23 protein-coding genes and 1 tRNA gene are annotated in these 22,949 nt (G+C 68.4%); 15 read left to right on the forward strand and 9 right to left on the reverse strand.

What is annotated here, in order from left to right; genetic code table 11:
- Positions 1-80 precede the first annotated feature (80 nt).
- The 3 genes from FHS97_RS13020 to FHS97_RS13030 all read left to right on the forward strand — a co-directional run bounded on the left by FHS97_RS13020 (position 81) and on the right by FHS97_RS13030 (position 2,578).
- The gene (locus tag FHS97_RS13020; RefSeq protein WP_184038542.1) at positions 81-515 is read left to right on the forward strand and encodes a hypothetical protein; all 435 of its coding nucleotides are present in this window, start codon (positions 81-83) and stop codon (positions 513-515) included.
- 187 nt (positions 516-702) lie between these two features.
- Positions 703-2,214, forward strand: coding sequence for a hypothetical protein (locus tag FHS97_RS13025; protein ID WP_184038545.1), 1,512 nt, complete (start codon positions 703-705; stop codon positions 2,212-2,214).
- A gap of 73 nt (positions 2,215-2,287) precedes the next feature.
- The gene (locus FHS97_RS13030) at positions 2,288-2,578 is read left to right on the forward strand and encodes a hypothetical protein (protein ID WP_184038548.1); all 291 of its coding nucleotides are present in this window, start codon (positions 2,288-2,290) and stop codon (positions 2,576-2,578) included.
- Positions 2,579-2,704: 126 nt separating this feature from the next.
- Here the strand turns inward: FHS97_RS13030 and FHS97_RS13035 are convergent, their stop codons facing one another.
- The 3 genes from FHS97_RS13035 to FHS97_RS13045 all read right to left on the reverse strand — a co-directional run bounded on the left by FHS97_RS13035 (position 2,705) and on the right by FHS97_RS13045 (position 4,273).
- A complete protein-coding gene (locus tag FHS97_RS13035; RefSeq protein ID WP_184038551.1) occupies positions 2,705-2,926 on the reverse strand; it encodes a hypothetical protein in 222 nt (73 codons plus the stop codon).
- 140 nt (positions 2,927-3,066) lie between these two features.
- Complete coding sequence (locus FHS97_RS13040; protein WP_184038554.1) at positions 3,067-3,456, reverse strand: response regulator; 390 nt, start codon at positions 3,454-3,456, stop codon at positions 3,067-3,069.
- Between the two features lie 568 nt (positions 3,457-4,024).
- The gene (locus tag FHS97_RS13045; protein WP_184038557.1) at positions 4,025-4,273 is read right to left on the reverse strand and encodes a hypothetical protein; all 249 of its coding nucleotides are present in this window, start codon (positions 4,271-4,273) and stop codon (positions 4,025-4,027) included.
- Between the two features lie 185 nt (positions 4,274-4,458).
- Here FHS97_RS13045 and FHS97_RS13050 point away from each other — a divergent pair, with 185 nt between their 5' ends.
- The gene (locus tag FHS97_RS13050) at positions 4,459-5,655 is read left to right on the forward strand and encodes a tyrosine-type recombinase/integrase (protein WP_184038560.1); all 1,197 of its coding nucleotides are present in this window, start codon (positions 4,459-4,461) and stop codon (positions 5,653-5,655) included.
- 191 nt (positions 5,656-5,846) lie between these two features.
- Here the strand turns inward: FHS97_RS13050 and FHS97_RS13055 are convergent, their stop codons facing one another.
- From FHS97_RS13055 to FHS97_RS13065, 3 genes are all read right to left on the reverse strand, one after another.
- Positions 5,847-6,599 (reverse strand): hypothetical protein, encoded by a 753-nt coding sequence (locus FHS97_RS13055; RefSeq protein WP_184038563.1) that lies wholly within the window; start codon positions 6,597-6,599, stop codon positions 5,847-5,849.
- Positions 6,600-6,615: 16 nt separating this feature from the next.
- The gene (locus tag FHS97_RS13060) at positions 6,616-7,884 is read right to left on the reverse strand and encodes a phage integrase central domain-containing protein (protein ID WP_184038566.1); all 1,269 of its coding nucleotides are present in this window, start codon (positions 7,882-7,884) and stop codon (positions 6,616-6,618) included.
- A gap of 160 nt (positions 7,885-8,044) precedes the next feature.
- Positions 8,045-8,130 (reverse strand) — tRNA-Tyr (locus FHS97_RS13065).
- Positions 8,131-8,339: 209 nt separating this feature from the next.
- On the opposite strand from FHS97_RS13065, the gene rlmB reads away from it, so the two are divergent.
- A complete protein-coding gene (gene rlmB, locus FHS97_RS13070) occupies positions 8,340-9,107 on the forward strand; it encodes a 23S rRNA (guanosine(2251)-2'-O)-methyltransferase RlmB (RefSeq protein ID WP_184038569.1) in 768 nt (255 codons plus the stop codon).
- A gap of 44 nt (positions 9,108-9,151) precedes the next feature.
- On the opposite strand, the gene FHS97_RS13075 is transcribed toward rlmB, so the two are convergent.
- Positions 9,152-9,469 carry a 2Fe-2S iron-sulfur cluster-binding protein gene (locus FHS97_RS13075; protein ID WP_184038572.1) on the reverse strand — a complete coding sequence of 106 codons (318 nt, stop codon included), beginning with the start codon at positions 9,467-9,469 and terminating at the stop codon, positions 9,152-9,154.
- A gap of 53 nt (positions 9,470-9,522) precedes the next feature.
- On the opposite strand from FHS97_RS13075, the gene FHS97_RS13080 reads away from it, so the two are divergent.
- Together FHS97_RS13080 and FHS97_RS13085 are read left to right on the forward strand one after the other, a co-directional pair.
- Positions 9,523-10,149 carry a DNA-3-methyladenine glycosylase family protein gene (locus FHS97_RS13080; protein ID WP_184038576.1) on the forward strand — a complete coding sequence of 209 codons (627 nt, stop codon included), beginning with the start codon at positions 9,523-9,525 and terminating at the stop codon, positions 10,147-10,149.
- 73 nt (positions 10,150-10,222) lie between these two features.
- On the forward strand, positions 10,223-11,167 hold the full coding sequence (locus tag FHS97_RS13085; RefSeq protein ID WP_184038590.1) for a GGDEF domain-containing protein: 945 nt from the start codon (positions 10,223-10,225) through the stop codon (positions 11,165-11,167).
- A gap of 118 nt (positions 11,168-11,285) precedes the next feature.
- Here the strand turns inward: FHS97_RS13085 and FHS97_RS13090 are convergent, their stop codons facing one another.
- The gene (locus FHS97_RS13090; protein ID WP_184038600.1) at positions 11,286-11,705 is read right to left on the reverse strand and encodes a DUF2147 domain-containing protein; all 420 of its coding nucleotides are present in this window, start codon (positions 11,703-11,705) and stop codon (positions 11,286-11,288) included.
- Positions 11,706-11,729: 24 nt separating this feature from the next.
- Between FHS97_RS13090 and FHS97_RS13095 the strand changes: the two genes are divergently transcribed.
- The 3 genes from FHS97_RS13095 to ychF all read left to right on the forward strand — a co-directional run bounded on the left by FHS97_RS13095 (position 11,730) and on the right by ychF (position 15,388).
- Positions 11,730-12,620: a phosphorylase family protein gene (locus FHS97_RS13095; protein WP_184038602.1), complete on the forward strand. Its 891-nt coding sequence runs from the start codon at positions 11,730-11,732 to the stop codon at positions 12,618-12,620.
- Positions 12,621-12,917: 297 nt separating this feature from the next.
- Entirely contained in the window at positions 12,918-14,219 is a 1,302-nt protein-coding gene (locus FHS97_RS13100) for an Nramp family divalent metal transporter (protein ID WP_184038605.1), read from the forward strand.
- A gap of 68 nt (positions 14,220-14,287) precedes the next feature.
- On the forward strand, positions 14,288-15,388 hold the full coding sequence (gene ychF / locus FHS97_RS13105; protein ID WP_184038607.1) for a redox-regulated ATPase YchF: 1,101 nt from the start codon (positions 14,288-14,290) through the stop codon (positions 15,386-15,388).
- A gap of 128 nt (positions 15,389-15,516) precedes the next feature.
- Here ychF and FHS97_RS13110 read toward each other — a convergent pair whose 3' ends face one another.
- On the reverse strand, positions 15,517-15,768 hold the full coding sequence (locus FHS97_RS13110; protein WP_184038609.1) for a hypothetical protein: 252 nt from the start codon (positions 15,766-15,768) through the stop codon (positions 15,517-15,519).
- Between the two features lie 98 nt (positions 15,769-15,866).
- On the opposite strand from FHS97_RS13110, the gene FHS97_RS13115 reads away from it, so the two are divergent.
- From FHS97_RS13115 to FHS97_RS13135, 5 genes are all read left to right on the forward strand, one after another.
- Positions 15,867-17,234, forward strand: coding sequence for an alkaline phosphatase family protein (locus FHS97_RS13115; protein ID WP_184038611.1), 1,368 nt, complete (start codon positions 15,867-15,869; stop codon positions 17,232-17,234).
- The gene (locus FHS97_RS13120; RefSeq protein ID WP_184038615.1) at positions 17,234-17,554 is read left to right on the forward strand and encodes an ArsC/Spx/MgsR family protein; all 321 of its coding nucleotides are present in this window, start codon (positions 17,234-17,236) and stop codon (positions 17,552-17,554) included. Before FHS97_RS13115 ends, FHS97_RS13120 begins: the two co-directional genes overlap by 1 nt.
- Entirely contained in the window at positions 17,551-18,978 is a 1,428-nt protein-coding gene (locus FHS97_RS13125) for a phospholipase D-like domain-containing protein (RefSeq protein ID WP_343053453.1), read from the forward strand. The genes FHS97_RS13120 and FHS97_RS13125 overlap by 4 nt, the downstream gene beginning before the upstream one ends.
- A 437-nt stretch (positions 18,979-19,415) precedes the next feature.
- Complete coding sequence (gene purL / locus FHS97_RS13130; protein ID WP_184038620.1) at positions 19,416-21,632, forward strand: phosphoribosylformylglycinamidine synthase subunit PurL; 2,217 nt, start codon at positions 19,416-19,418, stop codon at positions 21,630-21,632.
- 118 nt (positions 21,633-21,750) lie between these two features.
- Entirely contained in the window at positions 21,751-22,923 is a 1,173-nt protein-coding gene (locus FHS97_RS13135) for a DUF418 domain-containing protein (RefSeq protein WP_221233296.1), read from the forward strand.
- Positions 22,924-22,949: the final 26 nt, after the last annotated feature.

Here is a 22,949-nt window from a genome sequence, read left to right on the forward strand (position 1 = left end):
CGCCGGCGCGCGGCCGAGGCGGCGCTCTACCGCGAGGATTATGCCGCGCTGAAGGCGCTGACCTACGGCGAGGTGGCCGCATGAGCTGGGCGACGCTGCTCGCGGTGGCGCGCCGGCACTGGCCGCTTGCGATTGCCACGCTGTCCGCGGCCTTTTTCGCCGGGCTGTTGCTCGTCACGCGCGCCGAGCGCGACGCCGCGCGTCAGGCGCTCGCAATCGAGCAGGCGGAGCGCAAGTCCGACCACGACCGCGCCGATCACCGGCGCGCCGAGCAGGAGCGCGGCTTCGCCGAGCGTCAGGCGCGCTCGACGTCGACGTTCGCGACGCAGCTCGCCGCGCGCGAGCCGATCATCGTCCGCTCCACCAACACCGTGAGGGAATATGCACAGACAGATGCTGGTCGGGCTGGCTGCCTTGACGCTGACGGCGTGCGCCGCTTCGCCGAAGATCGCGCCGCCCTCTTTGACGATCCCCGAGCCGCCGCCAGCCGCGCAGACCCCGTGCCGGCCAGGTAAGCTGCTCACTCAACCCGATGGTTCGATGACCTCGGCCGACATGCTGCGCGTGATGCGGGAGGGCGACGTGGCGCTTGCGCAATGCGAGGCGCGCCGTCGGCTGCTGGCCGATGCTTGGCCGCGCTGAGCGACAGCTGTCTCGGGGACCGGACCGGCCAACCCCAACGTCTTACATTGGAGAATAGTCATGACAGACGGTCTGCGCGTCATCCGCGGCGGAACCACGAAGATCATTTCTGAGGACGAGGCCTACGGCACGCGTGGAGTCGTCATCGACCAGCCGACCAACCTGCGCCGACGGGCAGCCACGCTGGCCAAGCGGAAGGTACAGGGCCTCTACGTGCTGGCGGAGCTGCCACAGGAGGCGCTTCGCCCCGCGACGGTCACGAGGATCTATCTCGACCCGTTCAACCGGACCGGCAACGCCTCGGACAGCAACAGCGGTCTGACGAAAGCAGCGCCGCTGCTGACGCCGGGCGCCGCACGCAGCAAGATCATCAGTGACGGCGTTCAGATCGTCATCAACGGGCCGCAGGTCGACACCATTTACCGGGAGACCGCGGCCTGGGCGACGCCGGCTTTCTCCTATTCGATCGTCAACGAGGGGCCGGGCCGCATCCTGTTCGCCAAGACCGGCTCGCCGAATGCGCCGACCTGGTCGGCGGTCAACGGGCAGCCCGGCGTCTACTCGACCCCGATCGCGACCGTGAACGATGCCGCCAACCTGATCGACACCGCGATCCGCATCGATCAGGCCGCCAAGATCAAGGTGCCGGTCGGCGGGACCACCGCCGATCAGGAACGCTGGCGCTCGCTCGTGCGGCAACTGTCACCCTGCTATTTCGTGCCGACCAAGGTGGCGTCAATCGCGGCCGTCGCCGCGACGCCCGGCACCTGGTTCTATGACGCGGGCGCGCAGCTGCTCTACGCGCAGGCGCTCGATAGCCGGAACCTGATCGGTGATCAGAAGCTCCAGCCGCTCTCGTCCGGCGTCTATGTCCGCGCCGCCAACGGGATCGGGAAAGTGACCCATCTCGCGGGGTTCGACGTGCTTGGCGGTTCGCCGCCGATCTACGGCAACCCGTCGGTCGACACGAACATCAACAGCCTGCTGATCCTCGAAAACATCGGCATTCAGGGATCCGCCAGCTTCGGAGGCAGCACCTCCGGGCTCGCCATCAATGGTCCGCTGCGGGTCATCGCCTATCGCGTCGCGGGCTGGAACAGCTGGGGTGATCTGTTCAGCTACACGTCGATGGCGGGTCTCTCGACTGGCGCGTCGATCGACGATCCCTCGCCGGCGGTGCTCGAGATCGAGTGCGTGGGAAGCGGGTCGGGCATGAACGGCTCGACCGGCCCGTCCGACAACGTCTTCACCAGTCACGTCTCATGCGACACCGAGAGCTATAATTGCGTGGCGATCGAAAGCAGCGATCGGCCGGTTGCCGACATCAACAAGGCACGCCGCGCCTGGTACGGCGGCTACATCGGCGCGCCGGTCGACACGGGTGGTGCCTCGCTCTGCAACTTCGGGATGGCCGATCAGGCCGAGTCCCTGATCGATGGTGCGCAGTTTGCGCCGGCTGCACCCGGCACGCCGAACATCAAGCTGGAGGGGCAGGCCCGCCTCACCATGCGCAACATCTCGCCGCTGGTAACCGTCGAGGCAGCTGCGACGGCGACGATCATACGCGGCTGAAATCGCTCAGGCGCTTATTGCCCGATCAATCCAACATTTTCCACGATCCCGGCATGTTGATCGATTCGCCCGCATGAGCGCCAACTTTCGGCCCGAGACGCTGATGGAGCTGACGCGCCGCGGCAACGTGGCGCTGAAGTGCCGCTGCGGGCATCGCGGCGTCCTCAACGGGCCTCAGCTGAGCAAATACTTCTTCGTTCATCAATGGAATGGCCGACTGCACATGGTTGGCGATCATCTGCGCTGCTCGCGGTGTGGTGAGCGCCAACCGCGTATACGGCTGACCGGAGAGGCGCCGACCAGCACCTTCGGGCCCGCCGACGAGCGCGGCTGGAACGAGCTGCGGCGCAAGCTGCGCGGCTGACTATCGACGACAAAGTGCGGGGTATCGCTACGGGTATCGACCTTCGCGCAAGAGACGAGAAATGACGTCGTGGCGCGGCGTTGCGGCTGACAGAGGCGGAGGAAGCCTCCGCCACACTCAGTACATCTAATCAGTGATGTCGAGACTGATTTTGAACGAGGCTTCACGCCGACTTCCGACTTCTACGATGCGACAATCCGCGACGCGCCGGCTCTCTGACGTCTCCTCTGCCAAAAGCATCTGCAAGGCAGAGCGCATCACCGCATTTCGCGCCACGATCATAGAGGAAAACTCCTCGGTGGCTTTGAAGATGTTTCCGTTCACAATAATGACTGAAAATATCGGCATAGGCGACCTTTGAACCTACTCGTCGGTGACGTAGCGGATAATTTGACATCCAATATTCCCGATCTGGTGCTAGCGGACGGGTACAATGGCTGATCAAATGTGTGCCTGGTTGAGAGCCTAGCCTTTTGTTAGGAGGCTGATCAGTCGGTTCGCAACGATGCCTCGTTGAGAAGCATGGCGACCGCAGTAACGACTTGCACTGGCGCAAAGGGCTTCTGAAGAAGAACACTCTTCGGGACACCCTGCGCAGCCCAGTCGCTAGCGCTATCGCCGGTCATATAGATTACCGGCAGGGATGGACGTAGCTCGCGAGCACGCCGCGCCACTTCCCAGCCATTCGGACCACCGCCAAGACGAATATCACTGACCAACACCGCGAGATCTGAGTGCTGCCTGTCCAAGATAGCGAGCGCCGCTGCGCCACTATCGGCTGTTAGGACGTCGAATTTCGCGTCTTTAAGTGCCTCTTCTAGAATATCTAGAATGAGCGCTTGGTCCTCTACCAGGAGGACTAGAACCGAATTGTTCAAGGGAACGCCTAATCGGCCGGGCGGAGCCTTTGCTCGGCCTCCAGCGTCAGACGAGCCGATCGCCAACGATAAGGGCGTTTACCACATCAGCTTTCTCACGGCAATGTCGAAGCCGGCTATGTCGTTGGGTGATGTCGCATTCGCCTCAAACGACAAATCCAGCTCACCTCTCGACATTTCCTTGGTACGCACCTCAACGGGAACGAGGCGCAGGATATTTCCGCCGCGATCACCGCGGGACCGACATCAATTCGATGGCAACGAAGAAGTGCGATTGCTCTGCCCCGCCTACCTCGGAAATCTCGCATTCCGCAACGTGTCGGTAATTTGGGTGGCCCTCCTCGCTCAGGAAGGCCATCGCTGTTCGAGCCGCGGATTGCTGGGCGTGTTCGAGAGATGCGTGATGCTCCATCGCCTCCGAAACACTCTCCTTATCGCTGATTGTGATTCGATACGCTGGCATCACCGGATAATGCGCCTGCTTGGCTTCTCTCGCATTGTCCCCGGTCAATGTTGAAGGTGACACCGTTATCTCTTCTGCGCCATCAAGGCCGAGGATACCTCCGTTCTAGTCGCGTGATTGATCGTGTGGCGACGGCTGCATTCGCAGCAGCAGCTTGCGGGCCTCTTCTTTCATCGCTGAAAGTTCCAGCGCATCGGTATGAGGCTCTATGTTCCCAGGCAGTGTGAGAAGTCGCTTTGCCAGCGCTATGAAGCTGTCGTGACAAACGGCCGACAGAGCGGCGGCCGCCTCGTCAACATAGCTTTCCCACATCGGCCGACCTTCAAACCGGATATTCTCGGAATGTCCGGCCAAGCGACATATCGCCCGCGCCGCCCGCTCAATCGGTGGCATCTTACCCCTCGGCTGTTGGTGTGTTTTCCGCCTGAAAGCACGAACAACAGCAGGTAAGCGTGATGATCACGCGCAAGCCTAGGGCTGCGCGAGTGGACCAGATCCTGCTCCTATTTTTTCCCTCGCAGATCATGATCGAGGTTTTGATGCTCACCAACGCGGCCGTCAAGGCGGCGCGCTTTCGCGCGTCCGCGTACAAGCTGACCGACGAGCGCGGCCTGCACCTGTACGTCACTCCGACCCAGCGAAAGACGTTCCGGCTTCGCTTTGCGTGGGAAGGCCGCGAACAGCTGCTGACGATCGGCCAGTGGCCGGAGGTCTCGCTCGATGCCGCACGCGCCCGCGCCGAGGCGGCGCGCGCGCAGCTCGCCCGCGGTATCGATCCTCGCAACGCGCCGCATGTCATGACCTTCGAGCGCGCCGCCCGCCAATGGCACGAACGACAGCAGCCCGGCTGGACCACGGTCCACGCGGCCGACGTCCTCGCCAGCCTTGAGGCCGACGTCTTCCCCGCGATCGGTACCGACGCGCTGGACGCAATCGACGCGCCGGCGGTGCTGCGGGTCGTGCGCGCGATCGAGCAGCGCGGTGCGGTCCAGACCGCGCGGCGCGTCCGCCAGCGGATCTCCGACGTCTTCGCGCTCGCGGTCAGCGAAGGCTGGGCGAGCAGCGACCCGGCGGCGATCGTCGGCCGCGCGCTGACCCGCGCGCCGGCGGCGCGCCACCACCCGGCGCTGACGACGATCGAGGAAGCGCGCGCGCTGCTCGCCGCGGCCGAGCTGGTCGACGCGCGACCGGCGGTGAAGCTCGCCTCGCGGTTCATCGCGCTGACCGCGGTACGGCTCGCGGCGGTGCGCGGCGCGCGCTGGGACGAGATCGAGGAGCTGGACGGCGCACCGGTGTGGCGCGTGCCGGCGGCGCGGATGAAGCTGGCCGCGGCGAAGAAGCGCGACGCGGCTAACGACCACCTGGTCCCGCTCGCGCCGGCGGCGGCGGCGGTGCTGCGCGCCGCGCGCGCGCTCGATCCCATAGGCGCGGCCAGCGGGCTGATCTTCCCGGGCCGCAACGGACGCACGCCGATCGGCGAGGGCACGATCAACGCACTCTACGCGCGCACGCCGTTCGCCGGCCGCCACGTCGTCCACGGCTGGCGCGCGACCTTCTCGACGGTGATGAACGAGCGGCGGCCAGCGGACCGCGCGGTGATCGACCGGGCGCTCGGCCATGTGCTGAAGCACGACGACGGGACGATCGCGAAGGTCGAGGGCGCGTACAACCGCGCGCAGCACCTCGCGCCGCGCCGTCGCGTGTTTGAGGAATGGGCCGCGGTCCTGACCGGCTGACCGCGCCGCGTGCGGGACGGCGGCGGGAGCGTGGCGCGCTTCGTGCTCCATCCCCCCCAGGCAGCCCCGGGGCGGCGCAAGCCGCCACGCTCGACCGCCGGGCCTTGGCGATCGGGTCGATGGGGTGGAGCCTTTCGGCGCGGGGGGATCGGCAAATTCGATGCATGGGATCGCCTCAGCGATCCCATTCCTTATCCTTCAGCCCCTGAGAGGGGATACTGACCGTATGGTGGACTCGCGTTCAGCCCTTCGGACGTGCGCGCGATCCCGGCCTCCATCCGGTCGAGGAGGTCGCGCAGCTCGGGGGTCGACGGTCGCGCGGACGCTTTCGGACTGTCCGGCGGCATCGTGCCTGATCGTCGCAGCCGGCGGCGGGCGAGCAGGTCGCGCAGGCGCTGCGCCACACGCGACGGAAGGGCTTCCGGGGTGAAGAAGTAGGAATTCGACACCTGACGGCGCTGCGGGCCGAACACCCCGTCGTTGCCCGTCCGCTCGGTGCGGCGGATCCAGTCGAGGATCTTCATCGCCTTCAGCCGGGCGAGCGCCCGGACGACCGTGGTCTTCGTCACTCTGGCCGCGCGCGCGATCGTCGCCAGCTCGGGGTCGAGCCGGCCGGTCCTGAAATCGACCGCAACTTTGCCGCGCCGGCCGAGGATCGCCTCGAGCACACGAAGGCCGTGCAGACCCAAGGGACGAGCCCCGCCTTTCGCCCGTTCCTCATCGTCCCATTCCGAGACAGCCTTCAACAGACAATCGATCCAGCTCAACGCACCGGCGGTCGTGCCGTCGCCGATCGGCCGCGACACGCGGGCGCGGCGATCCTCGACATCGATGCTGTGACGCCGGACCTTCCGATCGGCGCCGCGCTCATGCCTGCCTGTGAGGCGAGCGGTGAAGCCCTTGGTGAGCTGGCGTGCCTGACGCCCCATCGAGGCCGCCGTCACGCGCGCCCCCCGGCGCTCAGCCGTGCTGTCGCTTTCCCTCGAGCAGCGCCGCCGGCGGCGCGAGGCCGTCGGTCAGCATGTCCGCCCATTGCTGCGCGATCTCGCGGCGGCGCGGCATGTATGCGGCGCGGTTGTAGTCGGCCTCCACCCCGGACGGGACGTGGGCGAGCATGAGGTCGATGACAGCGCGGTCGCCGTCCCTGCCCTCCTCCTTCACCCGCTCGTTCATGATCGTCGAGAACGAGGCGCGCCAGCCATGCGGCACATGCACGCCCGAGAACCCCGCCTCGCGATACGCCTTGCTCAGCGTGCTGTCGCTGATCGGCTTGCGGGCATTGCGGACGCTGCGGAAAATCAGCCCCGTCGCGTTCCGCCCCGAGAAGGCGATCGCCACGTTGACGGTCTCGACCGCCTGACGTGACAGCGGGACGATGAATTCGAAGGCGTCGTCCTGCTTGCGTTCGACCCCCAGCTTCATCTTCCGCGCCGGAATGCGCCAGATCGGTGCGTCCCCGTCCAGGTCCTCGAATTCGTGCACCTCGGCATGCCGCAGGGTCGCCGAGCGGACCGCCGTCAGCGCCAGCAGCCGGGAGGCGAGCTTGGTGAGCGGATGCCCCGGCTGGCGCTCCGACTCGGTCAGCACCGCCCGCGCCTGCTTGATCGTTCGCGCCGCCGGAAACTTCCCCTTTGGCTTGCGGCCGAGCGCGCGTTTGGTGACGGCGGCCGGGTCGGACGAGGCGATCCCAGCACCGATCGCGGTGGCGAACACCTCCGAGATCCGCTGACGCACCCGGTGCGCCGTCTCGACGGCCCCGCGCGCCTCGATCGGTTTCAGTACCTCCAGCACCAGCGGCGTCGTCACGGCGGTGATCGGGAGCTTGCCGATCTTCGGGAAGACGTCGTTGACAAAGCTGTTGAGCACGATCGCCGCATAGCGCGCCGACCAGCCCGCCTCCTGGCTGGCATGCCACCCACGAGCCACCTTCTCGAAGGTGCTGCCCGCCATCGCCGTCTGCTCGGCTGCACGCTGGCGCTTGCTGACCGCCGGATCGCCGCCATCGCGAAGCACCCGCGCCGCCTCCTCGCGGAGCTGACGCGCCTTTGCGAGCGTGATCTCCGGGTAGCCGCCGAAGACCAGCCGCTTCTCCTTGCCGCCGAACCGGTACTTCCACCGCCACGACTTGAACCCGCTGGGCAGGACGTAAAGGTAGAGGCCGTGGGCATCGCCGAGCTTGTACGGCTTGTCCTTCGTCGGCGCTTTCCGACAGGCGATGTCGGTCAGCACCCGGTGCCCCCACGTCTGCTAGATCGTGCCCCCAAAGTGCCCCCAGAATCGACCCGCTCAACGGGTTCCATCTGGAACCATGAGGGACAACGGACAAGCCCTTCCACGAGGGGAATGCGGGCACCGGAGGAGTGTTGGGGAACCGTTCGGATCGAAGGGTTGGTGGAAGGGACTGGATTCGAACCAGTGTACACTTGCGTGGGCAGATTTACAGTCTGCTGCCTTTAACCACTCGGCCACCCTTCCACGAGCGGCGCTGTCAAAGCGAGGGCGCCCAATGCCCGCGCATCGCCGGCCTGTCAACGCCTGTGTCGCGATGCCGCAACAATTTGCGTGCCGGTGGCGCGTGGCGCATAGCGTCCGCCACCGCTTCTTCCTTCACGACAATCACGGACCCGACCCGTCATGCGCCCTTTCCCGACCGCCACCGCCACGCCGCTCCGGGGTCTTCGCTGATGGCGCGCCGCGGCCACCGCCCGAGCCAGACGCAGGGCAACCGTCCCCGGCTGTGGGGCCGTCACGCGGTCACCGCCGCGCTCGCCAACCCCGAGCGGACGGTGCGCAAGATCTGGGGCACGCGCGAGGCATTGTCGTCGCTCAGCCTGCCGCCGGTGTTGCCGGTGGTCTATGCCGATGCCGCCGATCTCGGCCGGCTGGTGCCGTCCGACGCGCCGCACCAGGGGCTGGTGGCGGAGGTCGATCCGCTGGAGGACGTGTGGCTCGGCGATCTGCTCGAGCAGGGCGCGACCGACGATCCCGAGCGCCCGCGTCCGCTGGTGGTGCTCGATCAGGTCACCGACCCGCATAATGTCGGCGCGATCCTGCGCTCGGCGGCCGCGTTCGACGCGCTCGGCATCGTCACGCAGGACCGGCACGCACCGCCCGAATCGGGCGCGCTGGCGCGCGCGGCGAGCGGCGCGCTGGAGACGGTGCCATGGGTACGCGTCGTCAATCTGGCGCGCGCGCTGGAGGAAATGGCCGAGGCGGGCAGCTGGCGGATCGGGCTCACCGGCCATGCGCCGCAGACCCTGCCGCAATCGCTCGCCGACATCGGCCCGAGCCGCCGGATCGCGATCGTGCTCGGCGCGGAGGGCGAAGGGATGCGCCAGAACACCGAGACGCATTGCGACGAACTGGCGAAGCTGCCGATCTCGGGCAAGGTCGAGAGCCTCAACGTCTCGAACGCCGCCGCGATCGCGCTCTATGCGGTGACGGTGCGGTGACGTTCTCCGTCATCCCCGCGCAGGCGGGGATGACGGTGGTGCGATCAATCCTCCGCGGCGATCCGCACGCGCAGGCCGTCCAGCGCCGGGCCGAACTCGATCTGGCACGACAGCCGCGAGGTCGCGTCACGATCCGCCGCCGCGTCGAGCAGGTCGTTCTCGTCCTCGCTCATCGGCGGCAGCTTGTCGGCGAAGGCGGGGTCGACATGGACGTGGCACGTCGCGCAGCTGCAGCAGCCGCCGCACAGCGCCAGCACCTCGTCGACGCCGCCGTCGCGGATCACTTCCATGACCGAGAAACCCGCCTGCCCCTCGAGTTCGCGTTCTTCCCCGTTGCGGGTCTCGACGATAAGCTTGGCCATATGAACTCCACCGATAATCGCCCCGCCCATGGCGGCAAGCCCGAGCCCGCGCAATGGGGCTGAGCGCCGCGGACCTCAACGCCGGGCTCGATGCGCTCGCCGCGCGCGAACCCGCCTTCAACGCCGCGCTGGCGCGGGTCGGCTACCCGGCACCGCGCATCCGCGCGCGTGGCTATGCGACCTTGCTGCGCACGATCGTCGGGCAACAGGTGAGCGTGAAGGCGGCCGATGCGGTGTGGCGCAAGCTGGAGGCGCTCGGCGACCCGACCGACCCGGCGGTGGTCGCGGCGCTCGACGACGACATGCTGCGCGCGTGCGGCTTCTCGCGCCAGAAGACCGGCTATGCGCGCAGCCTTGCCGAGGAAGTGACCAGCGGCCGGCTCGACCTCGACGACCTGCCCGCCGACGACGAGGCGGCGATCGCGCAACTGGTGCGCGTGAAGGGGATCGGGCGCTGGTCGGCGGAGGTCTATCTGCTGTTCGCCGAGGGCCGTCCCGACATCTGGCCGGCCGGCGACCTGGCGGTGCAGATCGAGACCGGGCGGATCCTCGGCCACCCCGAACGCCCGAGCGAAAAGCTGACCCGCGAACTGGCGGAGCCGTGGCGGCCGTATCGCGGCGCGGCGGCGATCTTCACCTGGCATCATTATGGCGCCGGGGCGGATGCCGCGCCGGTCTGAATTTCCGGCATTTACGCCACTTTAACAATGCTGCCGAATAGAGGGACCGGACGGAGCAGCGGAAGAAGGGGCGATGAGGACAGCGTTCGATCGCGCGCGCCGCGCGCTCAACTTCCTCGAACTGCATCAGCTCGACCCCTCGCCGTCGCATTACGAATTCGCGTTGGCGGTGATCGGCGCGCCGGGCTCGCACCTGTCGGAGGCGGTCGCCGCGCAGACCGACGGCGGGCTGCGGCTCACCACTGCCACCGTCCAGTCGCTCGTCGACGCCTATCTCTCCCCGCCGCGCGAGCAGACGCTCGACCGCCGCGAGCGCACCGTGATGCGGCAGGCGCAGGAACTCGGCACGCTCACCAGCGACGCGCACGACCTGACCGAGGCGCTCGGTCGCGACATGGATGCGTTCGTCGCGGCGGCGGGCGAGGCGCCGTCGGCCGCCGCGTTCGTCGATCGCCTGTCCGACGCCGAGCGTGAATTGGCCGCGCTGCGCAGCGAGGTGATCCAGCTGCGCGACAATATCGTCCCCGCGCCGCCGCCCGCGGACAGCGGCCGCGACGATCTGACGCAGGCGCTCAACCGCAGCGGCGCGCGCGACGTGATGGCGCGCGCGGATGCCGGCGGCGAGGCGCATGTGGTGCTGGCGTTCAGCGTCGACGCGCTGGAGGCAATCAACGATCGCTATGGCCGCGCGGTCGGCGACAACGTCCTCAACGCCTTCGCCGCGACGCTGCAACAGACCTTCGCCGAGGAAGAGCTGATCCGCTGGAGCGGCAACGAATTCGTCTTCATCACCCGCGGGATGCCGGTCGCGACCGCGCGGGTGCTGACCGATCAGGCATTGGCGTCGTTTGCGGCGCGGCGGCTGCGGCTGCGCGGCTCGGGCGAGCCGATCGGCACCGTCACCGCCTCCGCCGGGCTCGCGGCTGGCGCGGCGGGCGGGCAGGAAAGCTCGCTGATCGCCGCCCGCGCCAACGCCGCGCTGGCGGCCAGCCACGGCGGAAACCAGATCGAGGGGTGAAGCGACGCAAGCCCCTCCCCTTCAGGGGAAGGGTTCGGGTGGGGCCTGACCACGGGCACGGCATTCGCGGCACTGCCCCACCCCCGGCTCCTCCCCTCAAGGGGAGGGGTGACGTTGCCTACTTCGCCGGCCGCCACGTCTGCGATTTGCAGAAGAAGGCGATGCAACCCTTCACCGCCAGCGTGCCGTCGGCGTTCTTCGCGACGATCGACTTGTAGGTCTTGCCGTTGCGCGGATCGTAGATCTTGCCGCGCCAGTCCTTGCCCGCGTCCTGGAACTCCGACAGGATCGGCATCCCCAGAACGCTGCGGGTGCGCAGGCTCGCGTCGCTGTTGTTGACGTCGGTGTCGGGGGCGCCGGGGCGCTTCTTGAGGATCGTCGTCAGCTTGCCGCAGGTCAGGCTGCCGCACGGGCCGACCGTGATGACGCCGGCACCGTCCTCGGTGACGTAGCGTCCGGCGATCGGGGTGGCGGCGAAGGCGGTCGCGGGGACGGCGGCGGCGAGCAGCGCGAGCGCGGCGGGGAGCATGGTACGCATGGCGGGAACTATCGGAGATCAGTGATGAACACGCAATGGACCATCGGGATCATCGGCGGCTCGGGCCTGTATGCGATCGACGGGCTGGAGGATGCCGAATGGCGCAGCGTCGACACGCCATGGGGCGTTCCCAGCGACGAGATCCTGTTCGGCAGGGTCGGCGATGTCGCGATCCGCTTCCTGCCGCGCCACGGCCGCGGGCACGTCCACCTGCCCGGCGACATCCCGGTGCGCGCCAATATCGACGCGCTCAAGCGCGCGGGCTGCACCGACCTGCTCGCGATCTCCTCGGTCGGGTCGCTGCGCGAGGAGCTGCCGCCGGGCACGTTCGCGCTCGTCGACCAGTTCGTCGACCGCACCGTCGGGCGCGCGGCGTCGTTCTTCGGCAGCGGGCTGGTGGCGCATGTCTCACTCGCCGATCCGACCTGCGAGCGGCTCGGCGCGTTCGCGGCGGCGGCGATCACCGCGGCGGGCGGACGGGTCGCCGAGGGCGCGACCTATCTGGCGATGGAAGGCCCGCAATTCTCGACCCGCGCTGAAAGCCGCCTCTACCGCGACTGGGGCTGCGACGTAATTGGCATGACCGCGATGCCCGAGGCGCGCCTCGCGCGCGAGGCGGAGCTGCCTTATGCGCTGGTCGGGATGGTCACCGATTATGACGCGTGGCGTGACGATCACGCTGCGGTCGACGTCGCCGCGATCGTCGCGCAAATGGCCGCCAACGGCCGGATCGCGCGCGCCGCGGTGGCGCATCTGCTGCGGCATTTGCCGGCGGAGCGCACGCCCTCGCCGATCGACACCGCGCTGGACGGCGCGATCATGACCGCGCCGGGTGCGCGCGATGCGGCGTTGGTCGCGCGGAATGAAGCGATCGTGGCGCGCGTGCTGGGTCTGGCTTCGGATGCAAACGGATGATGCATGCCGATCGTCATTGCGAGCGCAGCGAAGCAATCCAGAGCCGGACCAGGACGCCCTGGATTGCTTCGCTACGCTCGCAATGACGAACCTGGGTAAGGTGATCGCAGCGATCGAACCATCCGCCTCCCCCATCCCGTCATCCCGGACTTGATCCGGGATCCCGCTTCTTCTCCCGCGATCGTCGGCAAGAAGCGAGGCCCCGGATCAAGTCCGGGGGACGAGAGGGGCGGGTTGACGAATGTCGACCGGTCTTGAGTTGAAACCCTCGCGCTTCTCCCGCATTCCTCCCCGCGCATGACGCTCACCACCCGCTCGCTCGGCGACAGCTTCGCCTCCGTGCCCGTCCCCAAGGGCGCGGGCTTCTGGCGCAAGCTGCTGGCGTTCGTCGGCCCCGGCTGGCTGGTCGCGGTCGGCTATATGGACCCCGGCAACTGGGCGACCGACATCGCCGGCGGCTCGGCATTCGGCTATACGCTGCTCAGCGTCGTGCTGCTGTCGAACCTGATGGCGATCGTGCTGCAATCCTTGTCGGCGCGGCTCGGGGTCGGCGCGGGGCTCGATCTGGCGCAGGCGTGCCGGCAGCATTCGTCGCGCCCGGTGGCGTGGCTGCTCTGGGCGCTCGCCGAGATCGCGATCGTCGCCTGCGATCTGGCCGAGGTGCTCGGCACCGCGATCGCGCTCAAATTGCTGTTCGGGATGCCGCTGATCTACGGCGTGCTGGTCACCGCGCTCGACGTGTTCCTGATCCTCGCGCTCCAGCGTTACGGCTTCCGGCGGCTGGAGGCGTTCATCGCCGCGCTGCTGATCGTCATCGCCGGCTGCTTCGCGTTCGAGCTGTTCTGGGCACGCCCGGACTGGAGCGCGGCGGCGGCGGGGCTGGTCCCCTCGCCCGAGATCGTCCGCAACCCGGCGATGCTCTATATCGCGATCGGCATCCTCGGCGCGACCGTGATGCCGCACAATCTCTATCTGCACTCGTCGATCGTCCAGACCCGCGCCTATGGCAGCGACGAGCGCGACCGGCACGAGGCGCTGAAGCTGGCGACGATCGATTCGACCGTCGCGCTGGGGCTCGCCTTCTTCATCAACGCCGCGATCCTGATGCTCGCGGCGGCGGCGTTCCACAGCGCCGGACAGTTCGAGGTCGCCGAGATCGAGGATGCGCACCGGCTGCTCGCGCCGATGCTCGGGGTCGGCGCGGCGAGCGTGCTGTTCGCGGTCGCGCTGCTCGCCAGCGGGCAGAATTCGACGGTCACCGGCACGCTCGCCGGCCAGATCGTGATGGAGGGGTTTCTCGACATCCGGCTCGCGCCATGGCTGCGGCGGCTGATCACCCGCGCGATCGCGATCGTGCCGGCGGTGGTGGTGGTCGCCTCGGCGGGCGACCGCGGCGCGACCGACCTGCTGGTGCTCAGCCAGGTGGTGCTCAGCCTGCAGCTGCCGTTCGCGGTGATCCCGCTGGTGCTCTACACCTCCAACCGGCGGCTGATGGGTGCGTTCGCGGCGCCACGCTGGCTGGCGGCGCTGGCGTGGGTGATCGCGGCGGTGATCGTGGTGCTCAACGGCTATCTGCTATGGGGGATGGCGGCGGGCTGAACGCCCCCTAGCCACGGCGCGCGCGCTGGCCTATCTGGCGCGCTTTCCTCATCACACAGGTTTTCCCCATGGGTTTCCGCTGCGGCATCGTGGGCCTGCCCAACGTCGGCAAGTCCACCCTCTTCAACGCGCTGACCGAGACGGCCGCGGCGCAGGCGGCGAACTATCCGTTCTGCACGATCGAGCCGAACGTCGGCAACGTCGGCGTCCCCGACCCCCGCCTGTCGAAGCTGGCCGCGATCGCCGGCTCGGCGAAGATCATCGAGACGCAGCTCGGCTTCGTCGACATCGCGGGCCTCGTGCGCGGCGCGAGCAAGGGCGAAGGGCTCGGCAACCAGTTCCTCGGCAATATCCGCGAGGTGGATGCGATCGTCCACGTGCTGCGCTGCTTCGAAAATGACGACATCCAGCACGTCGACAATCGCGTCGACCCGATCGCGGATGCCGAGACGGTCGAGACCGAGCTGATGCTCTCCGACCTCGAAAGCCTCGAAAAGCGCGTCCCCAATCTCGCCAAGAAGGGCCAGCAGGGCGACAAGGAAGCCAAGCTCGGCGCATTGGTGCTGGGCCGCGCGCTCGACCTGCTGCGCGACGGCAAGCCCGCGCGGCTGACCGAAACCAACGATGCCGACGAAAAGCGCGTGCTCGATCAGGCGCAGTTGCTCACCGCCAAGCCGGTCCTCTACGTCTGCAACGTCAACGAGGAGGATGCCGCGAACGGCAACGCGCTGTCGCAGAAGGTGTTCGACAAGGCCGCCGCCGAGGGCGCGCAGGCCGTCGTCGTCTCCGCCGCGATCGAGGCCGAGATCGCGACCATGCCGCACGAGGATCGCGGCGAGTTCCTGTCCGAGCTGGGGCTGGAGGAGACCGGGCTCGCGCGCGTGATCCGCGCCGGCTACGAATTGCTCCACCTGCTGACCTTCTTCACGGTCGGCCCCAAGGAAGCGCGCGCCTGGACGGTCGAGGCCGGGTCGAAGGCCCCGCAGGCGGCGGGCGCGATCCACTCCGACTTTGAGCGCGGCTTCATCCGCGCCGAGACGATCGCGTTCGACGATTATGTCGCGTTCAACGGCGAGGCCGGCGCGCGCGAGGCGGGCAAGCTGCGGCAGGAAGGCAAGGAATATGTCGTCCACGACGGCGACGTGCTGCTGTTCCGCTTCAACGTCTGATTCGTCCGACCGGACGCGGCAGGTGTTTCGTCCTTGCGAGCGTAGCGAAGCAATCCAGGGTGTCCTGATCCGGCACTGGATCGCTTCGCTACGCTCGCCATGCCGGACCGGGCGGAGGTAATGCCAACCTAACGTTGCGCCGCACCCTCGACCACCGGCCGGTCGAGCGAGCCGCCATAGGGCGCGCGCACCGCCGCACCTTCGTGCGGCCGCGGCTTCAGCCACGCCGGGGTCGCGCCCGGCGCCGGGGTGATCTGCATTACCGGGGTGCGCGGCGCCGGCGCGGTGGCGGTCGGGACCGGCGCGGGCGGCGGCGCCTTCGCGTCGTCGCTTTTGCCGCAGGCCGCGACCGGGAGGCACAACAGGGGCAGCAGCAGCACGCGGATCATGCGATCAGAAAGCGCGAACCCGCACCGGCGTTCCGCGGCAGCCGCGGCAGGTCTTTGTTCTGCAAGATCGCCAGCGTAAGGGACTGGTAATGTTGTCCCGCGTTCCCCTGCTCGCCGCGCTGGCCGCCGTGTCCGCCTGCGCCTACCGCTACGATCCGCCCGCGCTTCCGCCGGTCACCCGCCCCGCCCCGCCGACAGGCACTGCCGCCGTCACCACACCGGTCGGCCGCACTACTGGTGAACAGCGCGCGCCGGTGACGATCCTCGTCTCGATCGACGGCTTCCGCCCCGATTACCTGACACGCGGCGTCACGCCGCACTTGTCGCAGCTCGCCGCCACCGGGGTCAGCGCGGCGATGCGCCCGTCCTTCCCGTCCAAGACCTTCCCCAATCACTGGACGCTCGTCACCGGCGTGGTACCCGATCGCCACGGCATCACCGCCAACAGCATGGAGGATGCCACGCAGCCCGGTGAGAAGTTCACCATGGCCACCGACGATCCCTTCTGGTGGAACACCGCCGAGCCGATCTGGGTCACCGCCGAGCGCGCCGGCATCCGCAGCGGCACGATGTTCTGGCCGGGCGCCAGCGTCGCGTGGGGCGCGACGATGGCGAAGGACTGGCCGCACGAGACGACCGGCGGCACGCGCCCGCACGACTGGCAGCAATATGGCGAGGCGATCGACGACCGCCAGCGCGTCGACAGCGTCATCGACTGGCTGCGTCGTCCCGCCGCGACGCGGCCGGGCTTTCTCACGCTCTATTTCGATGAGGTCGACACCGCCGGCCATCGTTTCGGCCCGGCGGATTCGCGCACGCTGGCGGCGGTGGCGAAGGCGGACGCCGCGATCGGGCGGCTGGTCTCCGAACTGGCCGGGCTCGGACAGCCCGCCAATCTGGTCATCGTCTCCGATCACGGCATGGCCCCGACCGACTCGCGGCGGACGATCGCGCTCGACACGATCGTATCCGGGACCGACGCGCGCGTCGTCGAGGCGGGCCCCTATGCCACGCTCGAGCCGCTGCCGGGGCGCGACGCCGCGGTTGCCGCCGCACTGTTGCGCCCGCATCCGCACATGCAATGCTGGCGCAAGGGGCAACTTCCAGCGCGCTTCCGCTACGGTCGCAACCCGCGCATCCCGGCGTTCCTGTGCCTCGCCGAGGACGGCCCCGGCGGCGCCTGGACGATCGCCAAGACCAAGCCGACGAAGCAGGCGTCGGACGGCGCGCATGGCTTCGACAATGACGCGCCCGACATGCGCGCGCTGTTCATCGCCAACGGCCCGGCGTTCCGCGCCGGCAAGCGGCTGCCGACCTTCGACAATGTCGATGTCGCGCCCTTGCTGCGCGATCTGCTCGGGCTGCCCGCCGGTCAGGGGCTCGACGGCAGCGACCGGCCGTTCCGTGGCGTGCTGATCGCTGGACCGCAGCGCCGCACCCTGCCACACGGGGGCTGATGAACGCGACGATCTTCCACAATCCGCGCTGCTCGAAATCGCGCGCGGCGCTGGCACTCCTGACCGAGGCCGGGGCCGAGGTGACGGTCGTCGAGTATTTGAAAACCCCGCCGCCGCGCGACGAACTCGCCCGGCTCTGCGCGCGTGCCGGGATCGCGCCGCGCGCCGCGCTGCGCGCCGATGCCCCCGCGGTCGCCGACGATGCGGCCGCGCTCGACCTGATGGCGCGCGATCCCGCCACCATCGAACGGCCGTTCGTGGAGACCGAGCGGGGCGCGCTGATCGCCCGTCCGCCCGAGCGCGTGCGCGACCTGCTGTGAAGCTGCCCGCCGATACCCGCTGGCGCGTCGCGCGCGCGACCCGCGCCGCCGCCGTCGTCGATGCCGACAATTACTTCCGCGCCGCGCGCCAGGCGATGCTCAAGGCCAAGCACCAGATCCTGCTGGTCGGCTGGGACTTCGACGCGCGCATCCGACTGGCGTGGGACGACGACCATCCCGAGGCCCCCGCCGACGTCGGCGCGTTCATCACCTGGCTGGTGAAGCGCACCCCCGGCTTGCAGGTCCATATCCTGCGCTGGGACACGGGCGCGATGAAGACGCTCGGCCGCGGCAAGACGCTGTGGACCTTGCTCAACTGGCGGTGGCGGCAGCCGCGCATCCACCTCAAGCTCGACGGCCACCACCCGATGGCGGCGTCGCAGCACCAGAAGATCGTCGTCATCGACGATTGCCTCGCCTTTTGCGGCGGGATCGACATGACCGACGAGCGCTGGGACACGCGTGCGCATCAGGACGACAATCCCCACCGCCGCTCGCCCAACGGCTTCCGCTACAAGCCGTGGCACGACGTCACCACCGCGTTGCAGGGGCCGGTCGCAAAGGCGCTCGGCGAGTTGTGCCGGACCCGCTGGGAAATCGCCGGCGGCGCGCCGATTACCCCACCCTCGCCCGCGCCCGGCAGCGATTGCTGGCCCGAAAGCCTGCCGGCGCAATTCACCGATGTCGAGGTCGCAATCTCGCGCAGCCAGCCCGAGCATCAGGGGCAGGAGAAAGTGCTCGAGATCGAGCGCCTCTATCTCGCGCTGATCGCAGGGGCGAAGAAGCGCATCTATGCCGAGAGCCAGTATTTCGCCTCGCGCCGCATCGCCGAGGCGATCGCGAAGCGGCTGGTCGAGGACGATCCGCCCGAGATCGTCATCATCAATCCCGTCACCGCGCAAGGCTGGCTGGAGCCGATCGCGATGGACACCGCGCGCGCGCGGCTGGTCGCCGAGCTGCGCAAGCGCGACCGCCACGGGCGCTTCCGCATCTATCATCCGGTCACCGCGGGGGGCGAGGCGATCTATTGCCATGCCAAGGTGACGGTGATCGACGAGGTGGCGATCCGCATCGGCTCGTCGAACTTCAACAACCGCTCGCTGCGGCTCGACACCGAATGCGACGTGACGATCACCGAGGAACCGGAGACGATCGCCACGATCCGCGCCGACCTGCTCGCCGAGCATCTCGGCGCCAACATCGAAGAGGTTTCCGCAAGGATTGAGCGCGACGGGCTGATCGCGACAATCGAGGCGTTGCGCGGAAGCGGACGGACGCTGGTGCCCTATGAGATCGACGACCTGAACGGCGTCGAGAAATGGCTGGCGGACAACGAGGTGCTCGATCCCGAGGGGCCGGGAGAGATGTTCGAGAGCTTCGAGAAGCGTGGCCTGCTGCGGCGCTTGCGGCGGCGGCGCAGGTAAGCCCGACCCCGTCATTCCCGCGGAGGCGGGAGTCCAGAACCTCTGACCTCGCGGCTCTCGCGAAACTCTGCGCGTCTGGATCCCCGCCTGCGCGGGGATGACGAAGGGGACGACGCCCTCCACTCTCCACCGTCGCCCCTGCGCAGGCAGGGGCCCATGTCTGTCTCGTCCATCGGATCGGCCTGACACATGCCCGACGCGAACGTGTCAGCCCGTCCACCACCACGACACAGCCATAGGCCCCTGCCTGCGCAGGGGCGACGGCGTAGACCGGCTGTCCTACACCCTCCAACATCTGCTACCCTCAAGCCGCGCCGGCACCCCACCCCGTGCGAACCAACCGCGCTCGCACCCCGTTTGGCGCAAACATCGCCAACATCCACCGGCGGCTACGCCGCATCTGGCATCCTCGCCCCCGTCCCGCTATGCGCGCGAGCATGACCGTCATCACGCCCCAGATCGTCGCCGACCACGGCCTGTCCCCCGAGGAATATGACCGCGTGCTCGGCGCGCTCGGTCGCGAGCCCAATCTGGTCGAACTCGGCATCTTCTCGGTGATGTGGTCCGAGCATTGCAGCTACAAGTCGAGCCGCATCCACCTGAAGAAGCTCCCGACCGAAGGCCCGCAGGTCATCTGCGGTCCGGGCGAGAATGCCGGTGTGGTCGATATCGGCGACGGGCAGGCGGCGATCTTCAAGATGGAGAGCCACAACCACCCCTCGTACATCGAACCCTATCAGGGCGCGGCGACCGGGGTCGGCGGGATCCTGCGCGACGTGTTCACGATGGGCGCGCGCCCGGTCGCGAATCTCAACGCCTTGCGCTTCGGCCGCCCCGATCATCCGAAGATGCGCCACCTGATCTCGGGTGTCGTCCACGGCATCGGCGGCTACGGCAATTGCGTCGGCGTGCCGACGGTCGGTGGCGAGGTCAATTTCCATCCGGCGTATGACGGCAACATCCTCGTCAACGCGATGACGGTCGGTGTCGCCGAGACCGACAAGATCTTCTATTCGGCAGCTTCCGGCATCGGCAACCCGATCGTCTATGTGGGCTCGAAGACCGGGCGCGACGGCATCCACGGCGCGACCATGGCTTCGGCGGACTTCGGCGAGGATGCCGATGCCAAACGCCCGACCGTGCAGGTCGGCGATCCGTTCACCGAGAAGCTGTTGATCGAGGCGTGCCTCGAACTGATGGCCTCCGACGCGATCGTCGCGATCCAGGACATGGGCGCGGCCGGGCTCACCTCCTCGTCGGTCGAGATGGCGTCGAAGGGCGGCGTCGGGATCGAGCTGGTCATGGACGACGTGCCGCAGCGCGAGGCGGGCATGACCCCCTATGAGATGATGCTGAGCGAGTCGCAGGAGCGGATGCTCATGGTCCTGAAGCCGGGCCGCGAGGATTTCGCGCGCGCGATCTTCGAGAAGTGGGAGCTGGACTTCGCGGTGATCGGGCATGTCACCGACACCGGGCGCATGGTCCTGAAGTTCAAGGGCGAGACCGTCTGCGACATCCCGCTCGGCCCGCTCGCCGACGACGCCCCGCTCTACGATCGCCCGCACGTCCCCACCCCGGCGCCGAAGGCGCTGGTCGACGTGCCGGAGAGCAAGGACCCCGCCGCCGACCTGCTCGCGCTGATGGCGTCGCCCGACATCGCCAGCCGCCGCTGGATCTGGGAGCAATACGACCACATGGTCGGCGCCGACACCGTCCAGCGCCCCGGCGGCGACAGCGCGGTGGTGCGCGTCCACGGGACCGACAAGGCGCTGGCGATGACCACCGACTGCACCCCGCGTTATTGCTTCGCCGACCCGGTCGAGGGCGGCAAGCAGGCGGTCGCCGAGGCGTGGCGCAACCTGACCGCGGTCGGCGCGACCCCGCTGGCGATCACCAATTGCCTCAATTTCGCCAATCCGCAGCGCCCGGAGATCATGGGCCAGATCGTCGGCTGTCTCGACGGCATGGCGCAGGCGTGCCGCGCGCTCGACTTCCCGATCGTGTCGGGCAACGTCAGCCTCTACAACGAATCCAAGGCGACCGGCGGCGGCTCGGCGATCCTGCCGACCCCGGCGATCGGCGGTGTCGGGCTGCTCAAGGACTGGCAGAAGAACGCGACGATCGCGTTCAAGCAGACCGGCGATATCATCGTCGTGGTCGGCACGCGCGCGGGGCATCTCGGCCAGTCGTTGTGGCTGCGCGAACTGCACGGCCGCGAGGAAGGCCCGCCGCCGCGCGTCGACCTCGATCTGGAGCGCCGCACCGGCGACTTCGTCCGCGCGCAGATCGCCGCCGGGCACCTCGGCGCGGTCCATGACGTGTCGGACGGCGGGATCGCGGTGACGATTGCCGAAATGGCGCTGGCCGGCGGGATCGGCGCGATGATCGACCGCGCATTGCCCTATGACACCGCCGCCTCGCTGTTCGCCGAGGATCAGGGCGTGTACGTCGTGACCGTCCACGATCATGCGCTGCTCGACTTCCTGCAAGCGGCGCTCGACGCCGGCGTCGAGGCCGAACCGCTCGGCCGCACGATCGGGACGCGGATCATCTTCGAGCTGGCGGGCGGCGACTTCTGCGTGCCGCTCGACGCGCTGCGCGCCGCACACGAAGGATTCTTCCCCAAGCTGATGAGCGCCGAGGCGGCGCTATAGGCACCGCCGCGTCATTCCCGCGCCGGCGGGAATCCAGACGCTCTGACGCATCGGCAGGAGCACGAACGGCAGCGCGTCTGGATAACCGTCGGCGCGGGAATGACGGAAGGGTGTCACGTTGACCGCCCCCCGCATCGTCGCGCTCGACTTTCTGCGCGGCGCGGCGGTGCTCGGCATCCTTGTCGCCAACCTGCCCGGCTTCGCGCTGCCGGTCGCCGCCTATTTCTCTCCCGCGGCATGGGGCGGGCAGACCCCTACCGATATCGCCGCCTGGGCGATCACCTACGTCCTCGTCGAGGGCAAGATGCGCGGGCTGTTCGCCACGCTGTTCGGCGCCTCGATGCTGCTGGTGATCGACCGCGCCGACGCGTGCGGCCGCAACGGCGCGGCGCTCCACCTGCGCCGCATGGCGACGCTGTTCGCGATCGGCTGTGCGCACCTCTATTGCGTGTGGAGCGGCGACATCCTCAGCCTTTACGCGCTGGTCGGCTGCGTCGCACTGCTGTTCAGCGCCGCGCCGCTGCGACTGTTGCTGTTCGCCGCCACGACCTGCCTGCTGCTCGCGCTCGCCAACGGGCTGGCGATCGCCGGGCTCGGCAGCGTCGTGGAGCGCGTGTTCGGTCGCTCCACGCCCGCCGATCTGACGCGTGAGATCGCCGCATTGCGCGGCGGCTGGCAGAGCAACGTCGCGTGGCGTTGGCACGAGGAGGCCGGGCCGTTCACCGCCTTCCTCGCCAACGGCCCGGAGACGCTCGCCTATATGCTGTTCGGCATGGCGGGATTGCGGAGCGGCTTCCTGACCGGCGCATGGCCGCGCTGCCGCTATGCGCTGATCGCGGCCAGCACGCTGCTCACCACGCTGCCGGTGTTCGCGCTGGTGGCGGCGCATACGATCGCACGCGACTTCGATGCGCATACCATTGTCGTCGCCAGCTTCGTCGCCGCCCCGCTGCTCCGCCCGGTCACGGTAGCGGGTTATGCCGCGCTGCTGCTGCTCGTGGCGCGCGAGGGCCGGCTTGCCGCGGCGGGGCGCGTCGCGCTCAGCAATTATCTGGGGTGCAGCATCGCGCTGACCGCGCTCTTCTACGGCTGGGGCGCGGGACAGTTCGCGCGCTGGGACCGCGCGTCGCTCTATCTGCTGCTGCCGCCGTTCTGGGTAGCGATGCTGGTCTGGCCGCGCTGGTGGCTCGCCCGCTTCACACAGGGTCCCGCGGAGTGGCTGTGGCGCTGCGCAGTTCGCGGCAAGTGGATAACGCTTCGTCGCAGTTTTTGCGAACGCGACGCAAAATAGCTTGCGACCCATTCGCATTATCGCTA

Origin of the sequence: Sphingomonas endophytica (genome assembly GCF_014199415.1) — a bacterium.
Lineage (GTDB): Bacteria > Pseudomonadota > Alphaproteobacteria > Sphingomonadales > Sphingomonadaceae > Sphingomonas > Sphingomonas endophytica.